The sequence below is a fragment of the Trinickia mobilis genome (assembly GCF_017315705.1).
Classification (GTDB): domain Bacteria; phylum Pseudomonadota; class Gammaproteobacteria; order Burkholderiales; family Burkholderiaceae; genus Trinickia_A; species Trinickia_A mobilis.
The window spans coordinates 157888-175126 of the sequence record NZ_JAFLRF010000009.1 but is presented as its reverse complement, the minus strand read 5'-3'; the positions used below and the strand labels follow the sequence as shown (position 1 = coordinate 175126).

The 17239-nt window shown below is 65.4% G+C and carries 16 protein-coding genes; 14 read left to right on the top strand and 2 right to left on the bottom strand.

Annotation, left to right across the window (positions count from 1 at the left end):
* The first annotated feature begins 190 nt into the window (after window positions 1-190).
* From J3489_RS15055 to J3489_RS15045, 3 genes are all read left to right on the top strand, one after another.
* Window positions 191-1525, top strand: a complete 1335-nt coding sequence (locus tag J3489_RS15055; protein ID WP_206999266.1) for a C4-dicarboxylate transporter DctA — start codon at window positions 191-193, stop codon at window positions 1523-1525.
* Window positions 1526-1625: 100 nt separating this feature from the next.
* Window positions 1626-2636, top strand: coding sequence for an allantoicase (gene alc / locus J3489_RS15050; protein ID WP_206999264.1), 1011 nt, complete (start codon window positions 1626-1628; stop codon window positions 2634-2636).
* A gap of 28 nt (window positions 2637-2664) precedes the next feature.
* Window positions 2665-3171: an ureidoglycolate lyase gene (locus J3489_RS15045; RefSeq protein ID WP_206999262.1), complete on the top strand. Its 507-nt coding sequence runs from the start codon at window positions 2665-2667 to the stop codon at window positions 3169-3171.
* 158 nt (window positions 3172-3329) lie between these two features.
* Here the strand turns inward: J3489_RS15045 and fur are convergent, their stop codons facing one another.
* Window positions 3330-3758: a ferric iron uptake transcriptional regulator gene (gene fur / locus J3489_RS15040; protein WP_206999261.1), complete on the bottom strand. Its 429-nt coding sequence runs from the start codon at window positions 3756-3758 to the stop codon at window positions 3330-3332.
* A gap of 160 nt (window positions 3759-3918) precedes the next feature.
* Here fur and J3489_RS15035 point away from each other — a divergent pair, with 160 nt between their 5' ends.
* The 9 genes from J3489_RS15035 to J3489_RS14995 all read left to right on the top strand — a co-directional run bounded on the left by J3489_RS15035 (window position 3919) and on the right by J3489_RS14995 (window position 13381).
* Window positions 3919-4761 (top strand): outer membrane protein assembly factor BamE, encoded by an 843-nt coding sequence (locus J3489_RS15035; protein ID WP_206999259.1) that lies wholly within the window; start codon window positions 3919-3921, stop codon window positions 4759-4761.
* A gap of 116 nt (window positions 4762-4877) precedes the next feature.
* Window positions 4878-5675: a 4-hydroxy-tetrahydrodipicolinate reductase gene (gene dapB / locus J3489_RS15030; protein WP_206999257.1), complete on the top strand. Its 798-nt coding sequence runs from the start codon at window positions 4878-4880 to the stop codon at window positions 5673-5675.
* Window positions 5676-5724: 49 nt separating this feature from the next.
* Complete coding sequence (locus J3489_RS15025; RefSeq protein WP_206999255.1) at window positions 5725-6435, top strand: MotA/TolQ/ExbB proton channel family protein; 711 nt, start codon at window positions 5725-5727, stop codon at window positions 6433-6435.
* Between the two features lie 29 nt (window positions 6436-6464).
* Entirely contained in the window at window positions 6465-6908 is a 444-nt protein-coding gene (locus J3489_RS15020) for an ExbD/TolR family protein (RefSeq protein ID WP_206999253.1), read from the top strand.
* Window positions 6909-7096: 188 nt separating this feature from the next.
* Complete coding sequence (gene leuS / locus J3489_RS15015) at window positions 7097-9691, top strand: leucine--tRNA ligase (RefSeq protein WP_206999252.1); 2595 nt, start codon at window positions 7097-7099, stop codon at window positions 9689-9691.
* Window positions 9692-9759: 68 nt separating this feature from the next.
* Window positions 9760-10311 (top strand): LPS-assembly lipoprotein LptE, encoded by a 552-nt coding sequence (locus J3489_RS15010; RefSeq protein WP_206999250.1) that lies wholly within the window; start codon window positions 9760-9762, stop codon window positions 10309-10311.
* Between the two features lie 39 nt (window positions 10312-10350).
* Window positions 10351-11463, top strand: coding sequence for a DNA polymerase III subunit delta (holA, locus tag J3489_RS15005; RefSeq protein ID WP_206999248.1), 1113 nt, complete (start codon window positions 10351-10353; stop codon window positions 11461-11463).
* A 196-nt stretch (window positions 11464-11659) separates the two neighbouring features.
* Window positions 11660-12940 (top strand): glutamate-5-semialdehyde dehydrogenase, encoded by a 1281-nt coding sequence (locus J3489_RS15000; RefSeq protein WP_206999246.1) that lies wholly within the window; start codon window positions 11660-11662, stop codon window positions 12938-12940.
* Between the two features lie 24 nt (window positions 12941-12964).
* Window positions 12965-13381: a CopD family protein gene (locus J3489_RS14995; RefSeq protein ID WP_206999245.1), complete on the top strand. Its 417-nt coding sequence runs from the start codon at window positions 12965-12967 to the stop codon at window positions 13379-13381.
* A 133-nt stretch (window positions 13382-13514) separates the two neighbouring features.
* Here J3489_RS14995 and J3489_RS14990 read toward each other — a convergent pair whose 3' ends face one another.
* Complete coding sequence (locus J3489_RS14990) at window positions 13515-14357, bottom strand: MurR/RpiR family transcriptional regulator (protein WP_206999429.1); 843 nt, start codon at window positions 14355-14357, stop codon at window positions 13515-13517.
* A gap of 337 nt (window positions 14358-14694) precedes the next feature.
* Here J3489_RS14990 and edd point away from each other — a divergent pair, with 337 nt between their 5' ends.
* Together edd and eda are read left to right on the top strand one after the other, a co-directional pair.
* Window positions 14695-16560 (top strand): phosphogluconate dehydratase, encoded by a 1866-nt coding sequence (edd, locus tag J3489_RS14985; protein ID WP_206999243.1) that lies wholly within the window; start codon window positions 14695-14697, stop codon window positions 16558-16560.
* Between the two features lie 25 nt (window positions 16561-16585).
* Window positions 16586-17221, top strand: a complete 636-nt coding sequence (eda, locus tag J3489_RS14980) for a bifunctional 4-hydroxy-2-oxoglutarate aldolase/2-dehydro-3-deoxy-phosphogluconate aldolase (RefSeq protein WP_374193453.1) — start codon at window positions 16586-16588, stop codon at window positions 17219-17221.
* The last annotated feature ends 18 nt before the right edge of the window (window positions 17222-17239 follow it).

Below are 17239 nucleotides of genomic sequence, written 5' to 3'. Positions count from 1 at the left end.
GGCAGCATGCAACTCGAACTGGTCTAACCGGCCTGGACTGCAACGGGAATGCCTGATTCGGCGCGGGTAAACACCGTCGCGGCGCGGCTTGACGCCACTATATCGGCTTCCTACTATTCACCATAACTGCTCTGGTCCGACCAGTATGAACAGTTAAGCCGATTCCTTCTCTTCTCATCAGGAGAAAGCCGTGTTGAAGTTCCTCAATTCGTTGTTTGGCCGGGTGATGATCGCGCTGGTCGCGGGCATCGTGATCGGCGCGTTATTTCCGCACTTCGCCCAATCGCTACGGCCCCTCGGCGACGGCTTTCTCAAGCTGATCAAGATGGTCATCGGACCGATCGTGTTCTGCGTCGTCGTGAGCGGCATGGCTAGCGCGGGCAATCTGAAGAAGGTCGGCCGGGTCGGCACGAAGGCGGTCGTCTATTTCGAGTTCATGACCTCGATCGCGCTCGTGATCGGTGCGGCGCTCGCGTACTTCCTGAAGCCTGGCGTGGGCATGAACATCGACCTGCACTCGCTCGACGCGGCCGCGCTCACCACTTACACGGAGCACGCGAAGAGCCTGAAGGACGTGGCCGGCTTTCTGCTGAAGATCGTCCCGGACACCGCCGTCGACGCGTTCGCGAAGGGCGACATCCTGCAAGTGCTCGTGTTCTCGGTGCTGTTCGGCTCGGCGCTGTCGCTGCTCGGCGAGAAGGCGCAGAAGGTCAACACCCTGATCGAAGAGCTCTCGCACGTGTTCTTCCGCATCATGGGCTTCATCATCAAGCTCGCGCCGCTCGGCGTGCTCGGCGCGATCGCGTTCACGACGGGCGCCTATGGCGTCGGTTCGCTCAAGCAGCTCGGCGTGCTGGTGCTCGTCTTCTATGCGAGCTGTTTCGTGTTCGTGTTCGTCGTGCTCGGCGTCGTGATGAAGCTCGCGGGCTTCAACATCTTCAAGCTGATCCGCTACCTGCGCGAAGAGCTGTCGATCGTGCTCGGCACCGCTTCGTCGGACGCCGTGCTGCCGCAAATCATGCGCAAGCTCGAATGGATGGGCGTCAAGGATTCGACCGTAGGCCTCGTGATTCCGACCGGCTACTCGTTCAACCTCGACGGCTTTTCGATCTACCTCACGCTCGCCGTCATCTTCATCGCGCAGGCCACCAATACGCCGCTGTCGATGCATGACCTCGTCGTCGTGGTGCTCGTGTCGCTCGTGACGTCGAAGGGCGCGCACGGCATCCCCGGCTCGGCGATCGTGATTTTGGCCGCCACGCTCTCTGCGATTCCCGCGATTCCGGTGCTCGGTCTCGTGCTGATCCTGCCGGTCGACTGGTTCGTCGGGATTGCCCGGGCGCTCACGAACCTGATCGGCAACTGCGTCGCGACGGTGGTGGTCGCCGTGTGGGAAAACGATATCGACCGCGTGCGTGCCCGCCGCGTGCTGAACCAGGAGCCGGACGTGCGCTTCATTCCCGGCGTCGACGAAGGCGGCGCGACCGAAGGCGTGCACGTTGCGCCGGCCGCTTCGGCCGTCTGAGCCTGCGCGGCGCCGGTGCCGGCTTAACCGCTTCCTATTTGTCCCGACGGACAGGCTGTGGAGCCTGTCCGCCGAAATTCACCGGAGATTCAACTGCATCATGGCTATCCCGACTCTCGACCCCAACGCCCCGTCATTCACGCGCCGCTACCTGAACCTGGCCGACCCGCGCCTTGGCGCGAAGCCGATCTTCGCGAGCGACGAATTCTTCGCGCCGAAAGAGCGCATGCTCGACCCGCAGCCGGCGGTCTTCATCCCGGGCAAGTACGACGATCACGGCAAATGGATGGACGGCTGGGAGACGCGCCGCAAGCGCACGACCGGCTACGACTACTGCATCGTGAAGCTTGCCCGGCCGGGCACGGTCTACGGCATCGATGTCGATACGAGCCACTTCACGGGCAACTTCCCGCCGGCCGCCTCGATCGACGCCTGCTACGCCGATACCGAGACACCGCCGGACAACGCGCAATGGCGCGCGATCGTGCCCGCGACGACGCTGCAAGGCAATCAGCACCACTATCTCGACGTGACAGATGGGCGCCCGTACACGCACCTGCGCGTGAACATCTACCCGGACGGCGGCATTGCGCGGCTGCGCGTCTACGGCCAGCCGACGGTCGACTGGAGTCGCGCGGAGCGCGGCGTCTCGGTCGATCTGGCTGCGGCCGAGAACGGCGCGTATCTGGTCGCGGCGAACAACCAGCACTTCGGTCTGGCCTCGACCATCCTGATGCCGGGCCGCGGCGTGAACATGGGCGACGGCTGGGAGACGCGTCGCCGGCGCGAGCCCGGCAACGACTGGGCGATCGTCGCGCTGGCGCATCCCGGCGTGATCCGGCGCGTCGAAGTGGATACCGCGCACTTCAAGGGCAACTTCCCTGACCGCTGCTCGCTGCAGGCGGCGCGGGTGACGGGCGGCACCGACGAGTCGCTCATCACGCAGGCCATGTTCTGGCCGGCGCTGCTGCCCGAGCAGCCGCTCAAAATGGACAACGTGCACACCTTCGAGGCCGAGCTGGCCGCGCTCGGACCGGTGACGCACGTGCGCTTCAACATCTTCCCGGACGGCGGCGTGTCGCGCCTGCGTCTGTGGGGCGAAATCGAGTAAGTCGAGTCAATCGAGTAACGAGGCAGCGATGAATACCCTCCATGTGGAACGGCTTACGCGCGAAGCGTTCGCGCCGTTCGGCGACGTGATCGAGCTCGCGGGCGCGCGGCACTTCCCGATCAACGGCGGCACGACCGAGCGCTACCACGATCTGGCGGCGGTCGACGTGACGGAAGCCGGCGGCCGTCCGCTCATCAACGTGTTTCGCGGACAGCCGCGCAGTCTGCCGCTCGACGTCGCGCTGATGGAGCGTCACCCGCTCGGCAGCCAGGCGTTCATTCCGCTTGGCGACGTGAAGTACCTCGTCGTCGTGGCGCCTGCGGGCGAGTTCGATCCGTCGCGGCTGCGCGCGTTTGCGGGCGAGGGCTTCCAGGGCGTGAACTACGCGCGCGGGGTCTGGCACCATCCGCTGATCGTGCTCGACCGGGAAGGGGACTTCATCGTCGTCGATCGCGGCGGGAATCAGCCGAATTGCGACGAGGTGAAGTTGGCAGAGCCGTATCGGCTGGCGTTCGGCGAAGCGCTGGTAGCTTGAGCGATCAGAGGTTGCCGCCGCCGACCGCTAAAGCGCTGACTCGGGTCGACCGCCTTGCATGGGGCCGGAGTAAGTGCTGAAGCACTAATTCCGGCCGACACAAAAAGAAAGCCGCCCGGTTGGGCGGCTTTCTCACATTCAGCCTAGGCTGCGCGGGCTCAATGCTTGCGGTGCGGGCAGTTTTCCTTGATGCACGCGCCGTACAACGCCAAGGCATGCTCTTGCAGCTTGAAGCCGCGCTCCTTCGCGATCGAGTGCTGGCGGCTTTCGATTTCGGGGTCGAAAAACTCCTCGACGAGCCCGCAGTCGAGGCACACGAGGTGATCGTGGTGCGTGCCTTCGTTGAGTTCGAACACCGCCTTGCCGGACTCGAAGTTGCTGCGCGACAAAAGTCCCGCCTGCTCGAACTGTGTCAGCACGCGATAGACCGTGGCGAGCCCGATATCGAGCTCTTCATGCAGCAGGCTCCGGTAGACATCTTCAGCGGTGAGGTGGCGCACAGGACTGTGCTGGAAAATCTCGAGAATCTTGAGGCGCGGTAGGGTCGCCTTGAGCCCGATATTCTTGAGATCGGTCGGATTGGTCATCGGTAGGCATCCCTAGAGTACAATGCTGGGTTCTAATAGTAATGTGTTTTTGCTGTTCCGGTCATCTTCGGTGTAACTCGCGCGGCCTCGGAGCCAATCCAGGCGGGCCCGCACGGTGAGTGAAATGATTCCAAATTTTCTTTTGAACCGGGGGAGCCGCGTGCGGAGTACCTTGATCGTTGCCGCTGCGGCGGCGGCCCTTGCGGGATGTTCGAGTTATAACAGCGTCACGCAGCGCATCGCGCAAACCATCACGCCCTACCGGATAACCATCGTCCAGGGCAACTTCGTCTCGGCGGAAATGGCCGCGAAGATGCAGGTCGGCATGTCGCGGGACCAGGTGAAGGCGCTGCTCGGCACGCCGCTGCTATCAGACCTGTTCCATGCGGATCGCTGGGACTACCTGTTCTATTTCAAGCGCGGCTCGACGTCGATCGTCCAGCAGCGCGACTTCGTCGTGAACTTCCAGAACGACCGCGTCGCGAGCTGGTCGGGCGGCGACAACCTGCCGTCCAACCTTGAATTGCTCGCCGACATCGACGGCGACAAGCTCGGCAAGAAGAAGGCCGCGCAGGAAAAGGCCGCGGAAGCGGCGCTCGCGGCCAGTGCGGCCGCCACGGCAAGCGGCACGAGCGCGGCGGCGTCGCCGGCGCCGGTCGCGACGGTTGCTTCGCCGACCGACGAGGCCGCTCAGGCAGGCGCGCTGCCCCCGTCGGCCGCGAACGCCCAGGCTGCGCAGGCGGCGAATCGCGCAACGGGCCAGGTCACCTCGACGCCGACCAATAGGCCGTCCGTGACCGTGCCGCCGTCCACCGCGGGTTTGCCGCCGGGCGCCGCGCCGCTGCAGGGCCGGCCCCAGTTCCAGTTCCACCGGCCGCCGGCAAACGAGCCGGATAACAGCAACCCGGTCGGTCCGGCGGGCTCGCAAAGCAGCGACGGCTCCGCCGTGCATAACCCGCCGCTGACGTCGTCGCCGCAAGGCGCGCCGGGAACGGGTGGCTGAGCGCGCGGCGAAGCGACAGGCGGGCGCACATCACGTGCCGCCCGCCTTCGTTCTTTGTGCGGTGCCGTGATTCCCGACATTCGTCGTAACTCGTCGTTTTATTACGCGTATTGCTCATGAAAATTGCCATTGCTGGCGCATCGGGCCGGATGGGCCGGATGCTGATCGAAGCGGTCCTGAACGACCCGGACCTCACGCTCGCCGGCGCGCTCGATCGCGCGGGCTCTCCGCAGCTCGGCCAGGATGCGGGCGCGTTTCTCGGTAAAGAGACGGGCGTCCGGCTGACCGGCGATATCGACCGCGTCTTCGCCGCTGCCGACTGTCTGATCGATTTCACGCGGCCTGAGGGCACGATGGCGCACGTCGAGGCGGCGCTGCGCCACAACGTGAAGCTCGTGATCGGCACCACCGGTTTCGACGACGCGCAAAAAGCGCGGCTCTACTCCGCCGCCGAGAAAATCGGCATCGTGTTTGCGGCGAATATGAGCGTCGGCGTGAACGTCACGCTGAAGCTGCTCGAATTCGCCGCGCGCGCGTTCGCCACCGGCTACGACATCGAGATCATCGAAGCGCACCATCGCCACAAGGTCGACGCTCCGTCGGGCACCGCGCTGATGATGGGCGAGGTGGTCGCGGGCGCGCTCGGCCGCGATCTCAAGGATTGCGCCGTGTACGGCCGCGAGGGCGTGACGGGCGAGCGCGATCCGTCGACTATCGGCTTCTCGGCGATTCGCGGCGGCGATATCGTCGGCGATCACACGGTGCTCTTTGCCGGCATCGGCGAGCGCATCGAGATCACGCACAAATCGGCGAGCCGCGTGTCGTACGCGCAAGGCGCGCTGCGCGCGGTGCGCTTCCTCGCGGGCCGCGAGACCGGCCTCTTCGACATGCAGGACGTGCTCGGCCTGCGTTGAGCGTGTCCCGCGTTTATTCCTGACCGCGCCCGACAGCGCTTCGGCCCCGATGGCAAACACAGGCATTCTTCACTACCTGCAAACGAGCGACGCCGTCACGCACGGCGTCGCGTATCTGTTGCTGGCGATGTCGGTGGCGAGCTGGTGCTTTTTGATCGTGAAAAGCTGGATGCTCGCGCGTGCGAAGCGCCAAGCACCGCGTGCGCTGACGCTGTTCTGGCAGGCGCCGACGCTCTCCGACGGCGTGCTCGCGCTGCGCTTCGCCGATAAGGAGCGCGTGTTCGCGCCGCTCGCCGAAGCCGCGCTCGAATCGGCCGAGGCGCACATGCCGGGCGCGCTGCTCGCGCGCGTCGAGCGCAGCGAGCGGGTGCTGCGCGCGCTGCGTCAGGCGCTCGCCGCGTCGCAGCGGCGGCTCGAATTCGGGCAGGTGCTGCTCGCGTCGGTCGGCAGCACGGCGCCGTTCGTCGGCTTGCTCGGCACGGTCTGGGGGATCTATCACGCGCTCGGCAGCATTGCCGCGAGCGGTCAGGCGATGATCGAGAACGTTGCGGGGCCCGTCGGCGAGGCGCTCATCATGACGGCGTTCGGTCTGGTCGTCGCGATTCCCGCCGTGCTCGCGTACAACGTGCTCGGGCGCATGGCGCGGCAATTGTCGGAGGAGCTGGACGGTTTCGCGCACGACCTGCACGCCTACGTCTGCGCGCCGCAGGACGCCGCGCCCCACGAGGCGGCCTCGTCGCGCCGCGTCGAGGCGTCCTGAGCGCTAACTGAGCAACGCGGAGCGCAACCATGGCATTCGGCGGACTCGACAAGAAGCAGACTGCCGCGCCGATGGCGGACATCAACATGACGCCGCTGATCGACGTGATGCTGGTGCTGCTCGTCATCTTCATCATCACCGCGCCGCTCTTCACACACGCGATCCGGCTCGATTTGCCGAAGGTCGCTTCCGCCCCGGCACGCCAGACGCCGACGACCATCTCCCTATCGATCGACGCCGCCGGCAAGATCTACTGGAACGGCCAGCCGATTTCGCTCGACGCGATGCGCGCGAAGTTCGCCGAGGCGGGCAAGCTCGCCGAGGCACCGGAGATTCATCTGCGCGCGGCGCGTGCGACCCGCTATGAGGTGATCGCGCAAGTGATGGGCGCGGCACAGCAGGCGGGGCTCGAGCGTATCGGCTTCGTCACCGAACCGCCGGGCGCGAGCGCGCCGGCCGCCGCAACTCCATAGCGGCAGAGCGCTACGGGTAATCCGGCGCGAACGGTATAATCAGCCCTTTCCCCGCGCCGGCCGGGCGATGGGGAACCCGCTTCTCGACCGCATTTTCGTCATTTACAGCCACGCCCAACGCGCCCGGCGCCGCCCGCACGGTCAGGCGTCAAAGGGTGCGAACGCACAGCCAGCCCGAACCACACACCATGCAAGAAAGATACTTACCCGCCGACGTCGAAGCCGCCGCCCAGCAAGACTGGCGCGCCGCCGATGCCTACAAGTCCACGGAAATCGCCGGTAAGCAGAAGTTCTATTGCGTCTCGATGCTGCCGTACCCGTCGGGCAAGCTGCACATGGGTCACGTGCGCAACTACACGATCAACGACGTGATGTACCGCTATCTGCGGATGAACGGCTACAACGTGCTGATGCCGATGGGCTGGGACGCGTTCGGCATGCCCGCGGAGAACGCAGCGATGGCGAACGGCGTGCCGCCCGCGAAGTGGACCTACGACAACATCGCGTACATGAAGGGGCAGATGCAGTCGATGGGCCTCGCGATCGACTGGTCGCGCGAGTTCGCGACCTGCAAGCCCGAGTACTACAAGTGGAACCAGTGGCTGTTCCTGAAGATGCTCGAAAAGGGCATCGCGTACAAGAAAACCGGCACCGTGAACTGGGACCCGGTCGACCAGACCGTGCTCGCGAACGAGCAGGTGATCGACGGCCGCGGCTGGCGCTCGGGCGCGCTCGTCGAAAAGCGCGAGATCCCGATGTATTACATGCGGATCACGCAATACGCCGATGAATTGCTGAAAGACCTCGACGGCCTCGGCTGGCCCGAGCGCGTGAAGATCATGCAGCAGAACTGGATCGGCAAGAGCTTCGGCGTGAACTTCGGCTTCCCTTACGAGCTCGACGGCGAGCAGAAGCTCTTGCGCGTGTTCACGACGCGCCCCGACACGATCATGGGCGTCACGTTCTGCGCGGTGGCCGCCGAGCATCCGCTGGCAACGCATCTCGCGAAAGGCAAGCCGGAACTGCAGGCGTTCGTCGACGAATGCAAGCGCGGCGGCGTCGCGGAAGCCGACGTCATGACGATGGAAAAGAAGGGCATGGCGACGGGCTTTTACGTCAAGCATCCGCTGACGCAGGAGCCGATCGAGGTGTGGGTCGGAAACTACGTGCTGATGAGCTACGGCGAAGGCGCGGTGATGGGCGTGCCGGGGCACGACGAGCGCGACTTCGCGTTCGCGAAGAAATACGGCCTGCCGATCAAGCAGGTGATCGCCGCCGAGGGGCAGCAGTTCTCGACCCAGGCGTGGCAGGAGTGGTACGCCGACAAGAAAGCCGGCGTTTGCGTCGCAAGCGGCAAGTACGACGGCTTGAACTACGAGCAAGCGGTCGATGTGATCGCCGCCGATCTCAAGGCGCTCGGCCTCGGCGACAAGCAAGTCACGTGGCGCCTGCGCGACTGGGGCATTTCGCGCCAGCGCTATTGGGGCACGCCGATCCCGATCATCCACTGCCCGAGCTGCGGCGACGTGCCGGTGCCGGAACAGGACCTGCCCGTCGTGCTGCCGGAAGACCTCGTGCCGGACGGCACAGGCAACCCGCTCGCGAAATCGGCGGCATTCGTGAACTGCACGTGTCCGAAGTGCGGCGCGCCGGCCAAGCGCGAGACGGACACGATGGACACCTTCGTCGATTCGTCGTGGTACTTCTACCGCTACGCGTCGCCCGACGCGCCGACGATGGTCGACGCGCGCACCGACTACTGGATGCCGATGGATCAATACATCGGCGGCATCGAGCACGCGATCCTGCACCTGTTGTACTCGCGCTTCTGGGCGAAGGTGTCGCGCGACCTGGGGCTCGTCAAGTTCGGCGAGCCGGCGAAGAACCTGCTCACGCAGGGCATGGTGCTCAACGAGACCTTCTACCGCGAAGACGCCGCGGGCAGGAAAACCTGGTACAACCCGGCCGACGTCAGCGTCACGCACGACGACAAGGGCCGCCCGATCGGGGCGACGCTGAACGCGGACGGCCAGCCGGTCGAGCTTGGCGGCATCGAGAAGATGTCGAAGTCGAAGAACAACGGCGTCGATCCGCAGCTCTTGATCGACCAGCACGGCGCCGATACCGCGCGCTTGTTCGCGATGTTCGCGGCGCCGCCCGAGCAGCAGCTCGAGTGGTCGGGCACGGGCGTCGAGGGCGCGAGCCGATTCCTGCGGCGCGCATGGGCGTTCGGTTTTGCGAACCAGACGGTGTTGCGCGAGCGCGGCGCGTTCGACGCAGCGGCGCTTGCCGATGCCGACAAGACGCTGCGCCGTGAAATCCACAGCGTGTTGAAGCAGGCCGATTTCGACTATCAGCGCCTGCAGTACAACACGGTGGTGTCGGCGGCGATGAAGATGCTCAACGCGCTCGAAGACGCGAAAGGCGCGCAAGGCGCGGTGCTGCGCGAAACTTACGGCATCCTGCTGCGCGTGTTGTACCCGGTCGTGCCGCACGTCACGCATCAGTTGTGGAGCGAGCTCGGCTACTCGGGCGAATTCGGCGGACTGCTCGATGCGCCGTGGCCGAAGGTCGACGAAAAAGCGCTCGAGCAGGCCGAGATCGAACTCGTGCTGCAAGTGAACGGCAAGGTGCGCGGCGCGCTGACGGTCGCGAAGGACGCGCCGCGCGAGGCGATCGAGCAGGCCGCGCTCGCGCATGAGATGTTCGCGCGCTTCGCCGAAGGCCGGCCGCCGAAGAAGGTCATCATCGTGCCGGGCCGCCTCGTGAACGTCGTGGCATGAGAATGAGCCGGGCGCCGCGCGGCCGGCTTCACCGCGCGCGCCTCGTCACTGCGAACCAAGGAGGTCATGTGACTCGCAGATCGTTTTTGACGCTTGCGTGCAGCGTGATGATGCTGTCCGCATGCGGCTTCCAGTTGCGCGGTCAGCAGGACTACGCGTTCAAGCGGCTCGCCATCTCCGGCGCCCCGGCACCGGTCGCGGCGCGCCTGACGCGCATGGTGCAGGGCGGCAGCGATACGGTCGTCGTCGATTCGACGGCCAACGCGGACGCGATTTTGACGATGTCCGAAGGGCGCGGGATCAGCACGTTGACGATGAACTCGCAGGGTCTCGTCGAGGAGTATCAGATCAGCTATTCGCTCAGCTACCAGCTCGTCGGTAAGGACGGAACCTTGTTGATTCCGCCGAGCGTGATTTCGTTGAATCGGGCGATGACCTATAGCAACCAGTACGCGACGGCGAAGGTGCAGGAGGCCGATCTGTTGTTCGCCGACATGCAGAACGACGCGGTCGATCAGCTTACGCGGCGACTTTCCCTCGTGCGTTCGCTGCATCCGGCTCCAGGACAGCAAGTGCCGGGTGTCGCGCCGCGCATCCCGTTGCCGTCGCCGCCGCTTTGATCGCTTCGTCCCTCCCGCTTTCGGTAATCGCACGCCCTCATGCAACTGCGACTTGACGCTCTCGAACCGCATCTCGCGAAGGGACTGGCGGGCCTGTACGTCGTGTATGGCGACGAGCACCTGCTCGCCCAGGAGGCGTGCGACCGCATTCGTGCGGCGGCTCGCGCCGCAGGGTTTACCGATCGCTCGGTGTTCACCGTCGAGCGCGGATTCGACTGGAGTTCGCTGCTCGGCGCCAGCCAGTCGATGTCGTTGTTCGGCGAGCGACAGCTCGTCGAGCTGCGCATCCCGTCGGGCAAGCCCGGCAAGGAAGGCGCCGACGCATTGAAGACGCTCGCGTCGGCCGGCAATCCCGACGTGCTGACGCTCGTCACGCTGCCGCGTCTCGACGCCGCGACGCAGAAAGCCGCCTGGTTCACCGCGCTCGCCGACGCGGGCGTGGCGTTCAAGATCGATCCTGTCGAGCGCGCGCAACTGCCGAACTGGGTGGGGCAGCGCCTCGCGCAGCAGGGCCAGCGCGTCGCCGCGGGCGAAGAAGGGCGGCGCGCGCTGCAATTCATTGCGGAGCGCGTCGAAGGCAATCTGCTCGCCGCACACCAGGAAATTCAGAAGCTCGGCTTGCTCTATCCGCAAGGCGTGTTGAGCTTCGAACAGGTGCAGGACGCCGTGCTCAACGTCGCGCGCTACGACGTCTTCAAGCTCAACGAAGCGATGCTTGCGGGCGACGTCGGCCGGCTTGCGCGGATGCTCGACGGGTTGAAGGGCGAAGGCGAGGCGACGGTCCTGGTGCTGTGGGCGATCGTCGAAGAGCTGCGCACGCTGCTTCGCATCAAGCGCGGCGTCGAGGCGGGCAAGCCGCTCGCGATGCTGCTGCGCGAAAACCGTGTCTGGGGGCCGCGCGAGCGGCTCGTCGGGCCGGCGCTGTCGCGCGTGACCGAACCGGCGCTGGAGCAAGCGCTATCGCTTGCCGCGCGCCTCGATCGCCAGGTCAAGGGCTTGTCCGGCTCGGCCGCCGACCGCCGCAACGGTCCGCCGCCAAACCCATGGGACGGGCTGTTCGAACTGGCGATGACGGTCGCGGCGCCAGGCAGATCGGCGCCGCGCCCCCCACCGGGCACGCCGTCGCAACAGCCGGCGCGTCGCGCAGCCTGATCGAGCACCGGCCGGCGACGCTAAGCGGAGCGCGTCACGCCACGCTACAATCGACTGCTGTTCGGGTTCAAATGCGGAAGTGCCGATGTATGCAGCAGGTTTGCGCAGCATCGCTTGGCCGTTCGCGTGTTCCGGCATTTCCGCCATTTTGTATGCACGTGCCTTTATGCATTCGCGCGGCACGACGAGAATCACCATGGATATCGACGAATACATGACCGGCCTCGGCCGCAGAGCGCGCCAGGCGTCGCGTGCGATGGCGCGGGCCAGCACCGCTGCGAAGAACGCCGCTCTCGAGGCGGTCGCGCAAGGCATCGAGCGTGATGCTCAAGCACTGACGGACGCCAACGCCCGCGACGTTGCGCGTGCGCGCGACAACGGCCACGATGCCGCTTTCATCGATCGCCTGACGCTTTCCGACAAGGCGCTGAAGACGATGATCGAAGGTCTGCGCCAGGTTGCGGCGCTGCCCGATCCGATCGGCGAGATCAGCAATCTGAAATACCGCCCGAGCGGCATCCAGGTCGGCCAGATGCGCGTGCCGCTCGGCGTGATCGGGATCATCTACGAGTCGCGCCCGAACGTGACGATCGATGCGGCCGCGCTGTGCTTGAAGTCGGGCAACGCGACGATTTTGCGCGGCGGTTCAGAGGCGCTCGAATCCAACACGGCGCTCGCGAGGCTGATCGGCGAGGGGCTCGCGGCAGCCGGCCTGCCGCAGGACGCGGTGCAGGTGGTCGAGACGGCGGATCGCGCGGCGGTCGGCAAGCTGATCACGATGACCGAGTACGTCGACGTGATCGTGCCGCGCGGCGGCAAGAGCCTGATCGCACGGCTCATCGAGGAAGGGCGCGTGCCGATGATCAAGCACCTCGACGGGATTTGCCATGTCTACGTCGACGATCGCGCGGACCTCGCGAAGGCGCTGAAAGTCTGCGACAACGCGAAGACGCATCGCTATGGCACCTGCAACACGATGGAGACGCTTCTCGTCGCGCGCGATATCGCGGATAAGGCGCTGCCGCCGCTCGGCGCGATGTATGCGCAAAAGGGCGTCGAGCTGCGTGTCGATCCGGCGGCGCGCAAAGTGCTGAGCACTGCTGCGGGGATTTCGCCGGGATCGCTGGTCGATGCGACCGAAGAGGACTGGCGCACCGAATATCTCGCGCCCGTGCTCGCGATCAAGGTCGTCGACGGCCTCGATGACGCGATCGGCCATATCAACACATACGGCTCCGCGCACACGGATGCAATCGTGACCGAAGACCACGACCGCGCGATGCGATTTTTGCGCGAAGTCGATTCTGCGAGCGTGATGGTGAACGCATCGACGCGTTTCGCGGACGGCTTCGAATACGGCCTCGGCGCGGAAATCGGCATTTCGAATGACAAGCTGCATGCGCGCGGGCCCGTCGGGCTCGACGGGCTCACCTCGCTGAAGTACGTCGTGCTTGGACATGGCGAAGCACGTCAATAAGGAAAAACAAACCTAGGCCGCCTGATGCTCTGGATCAAGACTTTTCACATTGTTCTTATCGCCTCTTGGTTTGCCGGTTTGTTTTATCTGCCGCGCATCTTCGTGAATCTGGCCATGGAGACCGAGCCAGCCGCGCAGCGGCGCCTTCTCACGATGGCGCGCAAGCTGTATCGCTTCATGACGTTCATCGCCGTGCCGGCGCTCGCGTGCGGCCTGTGGCTGTGGCTCGCGGTCGGGATCGGCCGCGGACAGGGCTGGATGCACGCGAAGCTCGGCGTGGTCGTGCTGCTGGTTATCTATCACGCCTATTGCGGACACTTGCTGGCGGTATTCGAGCGCGGCGAAAACCGACGCTCGGACAAGTGGTATCGCTTCTTCAATGAGTTGCCGGTGCTGGGCTTGCTCGCAGCGGTTGCGCTGGTGGTGCTCAAGCCGTTTTGACGTGTTGCCGCGCGCTCTGATTGACGGCTGACAGTTGATGAGCAGAAACAAAACGGGCTGCCGATTTCGGAGCAGCCCGTTTTGCATTGAAGTCGGTCCTGGCAGGGCCATTTTAGAAACGAGGCGCAGCCGCCTAGGTTCCCGTTCCAATCCGCCGGCGCGTAATCGTTTCCTTCGCCTTGCCCAGCTTGTCGACGAGATCGGGGCCGCGCTGCAACGCGACGCCCACTGCCAGGATGTCCCCGATCGCGAGATGCGACATGCGCGACGTCATCGGCGAAAACACATCCGCTTCCTCGGCGATGTTTGCTGAAAGGCTGACTGTCGCGATCTGCGCAAGCGGCGAGTTGCTGTGCGTAATCGCAATGACTTTTGCGCCGCAGGCGAGCGCGGAGCGGGCGGCGTCGACGATGTCGCGCGTGCGGCCGGTGTTCGAGATCGTCACCACGACGTCTCCGGCGCCCAGCAGCGCTGCGGACATCGAATAGGTGTGCGGATCGGCGTAGGCCACGCTCGGGATGCCCAGCCGGAAGAACTTGTGCTGGATATCCTGCGCGGCTATCCCGGAGCCGCCTGCGCCGTAGAACTCGATGCGCGACGCGTGCGCGAGCAAGTCAATCGCTGCCGCGATGCTGTCGGTTGACAGGCTGTTGCGCACTTCGATCAAGGCCCCGATTGTCCGGTCGAACACCTTGGCGACGACGCCCGGTGCCGGCTCGTCGGGACGCACGTCGCGATACACCGACGGCACGCCGTGCGCGATGCTCTGCGCGAGCCGAATCTTGAACTCGCGAAATCCGCTGCAGCCGAGCGCATGACAAAAACGGGCAATGGTGGGCTGACTCACGCCCGCGCGTTGCGCAAGCTCGGTCATCGCGAGATCCAGCACTTCGCGCGGCGCGTCGATCACATAGTCGGCCAGTTTGCGTTCGGATGGGCGCAATTGCGCGCGCATCGATTCGATTCGAGAGAGCATGATGGGCGTGGCCGCGGCGCGCGGCATGGCGAAATCGTTCGATAGAGTATCGCCGTTTGCGTGTAGAAAATCTACATTTTCGTGTGTCGCCACCGTCGCAAAACTGTGCGGGGCTGGGTGCCGAACAGTGCGCCGCAGCAATTTGACCAGGCGTTGTGTAAGCCCATATGCAGTATGGATGCCGGTTCCGTTCCTTTCCGCAATTCACACTCCTCCTGATTGATTGTCTGTAGTTTTTCTACTAAACTCGCGTCGTCCGGTCGAACTTGCGGCCGTCCCCACGATCCCATCTACTCGCGCGCCTCGCTGCCGCGCGGTTCTTCAGGAGCGTCTGTCCATGGCCTCGCTGCATTCCACGCTGACCACCGTCACCAAGCGCATCGTCGAACGCAGCAAGCCGACGCGCTCGGCCTATCTCGCGCGCATCGACGCCGCGCAAGGCCGGTTCCCGGCGCGCGGCGCGCTCTCGTGCGCGAATCTCGCGCACGGTTTCGCGGGCCTCGAAGGCAACGACAAGCTCGTCATCAAGCAGATCCGCCAGCCGAATATCGGCATCGTGTCCGCGTACAACGAAATGCTGTCGGCCCACGCGCCGTACATCACGTACCCGGACATCATCAAGCAGGCCGCGCGCGAAAACGGCGGCGTCGCGCAATTCGCGGGCGGCGTGCCCGCGATGTGCGACGGCGTCACACAGGGCAACGCGGGCATGGAGCTGTCGCTCTTTTCGCGCGAAGTGATCGCGATGAGCACGGCGGTCGCGCTCACGCACAACATGTTCGACGCGGCGCTGTGCCTCGGCATCTGCGACAAGATCGTGCCGGGCCTCTTGATCGGCGCGTTGCAGTTCGGCCATCTGCCGACGATCTTCGTGCCCGCCGGTCCGATGACGAGCGGCCTGTCGAACGACGACAAAGCCAAGATCCGCCAGCAATACGCGACGGGCCAAGTAGGGCGCGATGCGCTCCTCGAGGCGGAATCGGCGGCTTACCACGGTCACGGCACCTGCACGTTCTACGGCACCGCGAACAGCAATCAAATGCTGATGGAGGTGATGGGCCTGCATTTGCCGGGCTCGGCCTTCGTCCACCCGCACACGCCGCTGCGCGACGCGCTCACCGCCGCGGCCGCGCGCCGCGTGCTCGATCTCACCGCCGAGCGCGGCCACTACACGCCGATCGGCCACGTGATCGACGAGAAGGCGGTCGTCAACGGCATCGTTGCGCTGCTCGCGACGGGCGGCTCGACCAATCACACGCTGCACCTCGTCGCGATTGCGCGCGCGGCCGGCATCCTGATCGACTGGGACGACTTCGACACCCTCTCGCAAGCGGTGCCGCTCCTCGCGAAGATCTATCCGAACGGCAAGGCCGACGTGAACCACTATCACGCGGCGGGCGGCATGGCGTTCCTGGTCCGCAATCTGCTGGAAGGCGGCCTGCTGCACGACGACGTCACGACGGTCGCCGGCAAGGGCCTTGCGCACTACACCGAAGAGCCGAAGCTGATCGACGGCCGATTGACGTGGGTGCCGGGCGTCGCCGAGAGCGGTGACGCCAATGTGCTGCGCCCGATCGGCGAGCCGTTCCAGCCGGACGGCGGCCTGCGCCTGATGCAAGGCAAGCTGGGGCGCGGCGTGATCAAGATATCGGCAGTCTCGCCCGATCATCGCAAAGTGACGGCGCCCGCGGTCGTCTTCGATTCGCAAGAGGCCGTGCAGGAAGCGTTCGACAACGGCGAACTGAAGCGCGATTTCGTCGCCGTGGTCCGCTTCCAGGGCGCGCGCGCGAACGGCATGCCCGAGCTGCACCGTCTGACGCCGCTTCTCGGCGTGCTGCAAGATCAAGGTTTTCATGTCGCGCTCGTCACCGACGGGCGCATGTCCGGCGCGTCGGGGAAGGTCCCGGCAGTGATCCACGTCTCGCCCGAGGCGCTGCTCGCCGGGCCGCTCGGCAAGGTCCGCACCGGCGACACGATCGTGATCGATGCCGAAGCCGGCGTGCTCGACATCGATATCGAACCGGGCGAATGGGCCGCGCGCGAGGTGGCCGCCCCCACGCACCAGGCGGAAAACGAAGTCGGCTTCGGCCGCGAATTGTTCGGCGTCTTCCGTTCGGCCGCGGCGCCGGCGGAAATGGGCGCTTCGGTGTTCGGTCCGCTCGTCGGCGAGACGGCCGAACGACTTGCAGATGTACGCCAATGAGGCACACCAATAAGGAGTCTTGCAAATGAAGACGGTCAGCGAAATCGTACGACTGGGTCCCGTGATTCCGGTGCTGGCATTCGACTCGGTCGAGCAGGGCGAGCACGTGTCGCGCGCGCTCCACGCGGGCGGCGTGAAGGTGCTCGAAATCACGCTGAGGACCGAGGCCGGGCTGCAGGCGATCGAGCGGGCAAGCCAACTGGCGTCCGATATCGTGGTCGGCGTCGGCACGATCACGAAGCCTGAGCAATGCGCGCTCGCGAAGAAGGCCGGTGCGCAGTTCGGCGTGTCGCCAGGGCTCACCAAGGAAATGCACCGGGCCGCGCAGGATGCAGGACTGCCGCTCCTGCCCGGCGTGATGACCCCGACCGACATCATCGTCGCGCTCGAGCTCGGCTACGAAATCGTCAAGTTCTTCCCGGCGCAGCAGGCGGGCGGCGTGCCGATGCTGCAAGCGTTCCACGGGCCGTTCCCAACGCTGAAGTTCTGCCCGACGGGCGGCATCACCGCCGAGTCGGCGCCGACGTTCCTCGCCCAGCCGAACGTCGTCTGCGTCGGCGGATCATGGCTCACGCCGAAGGCGGCGCTCGCCGCTCAAAACTGGGACGAAGTGACCCGCCTCGCGCATGCCGCGACCGAACTGGCTGCGCATCGCAATTGACCCCGCGGCGCTACCGCC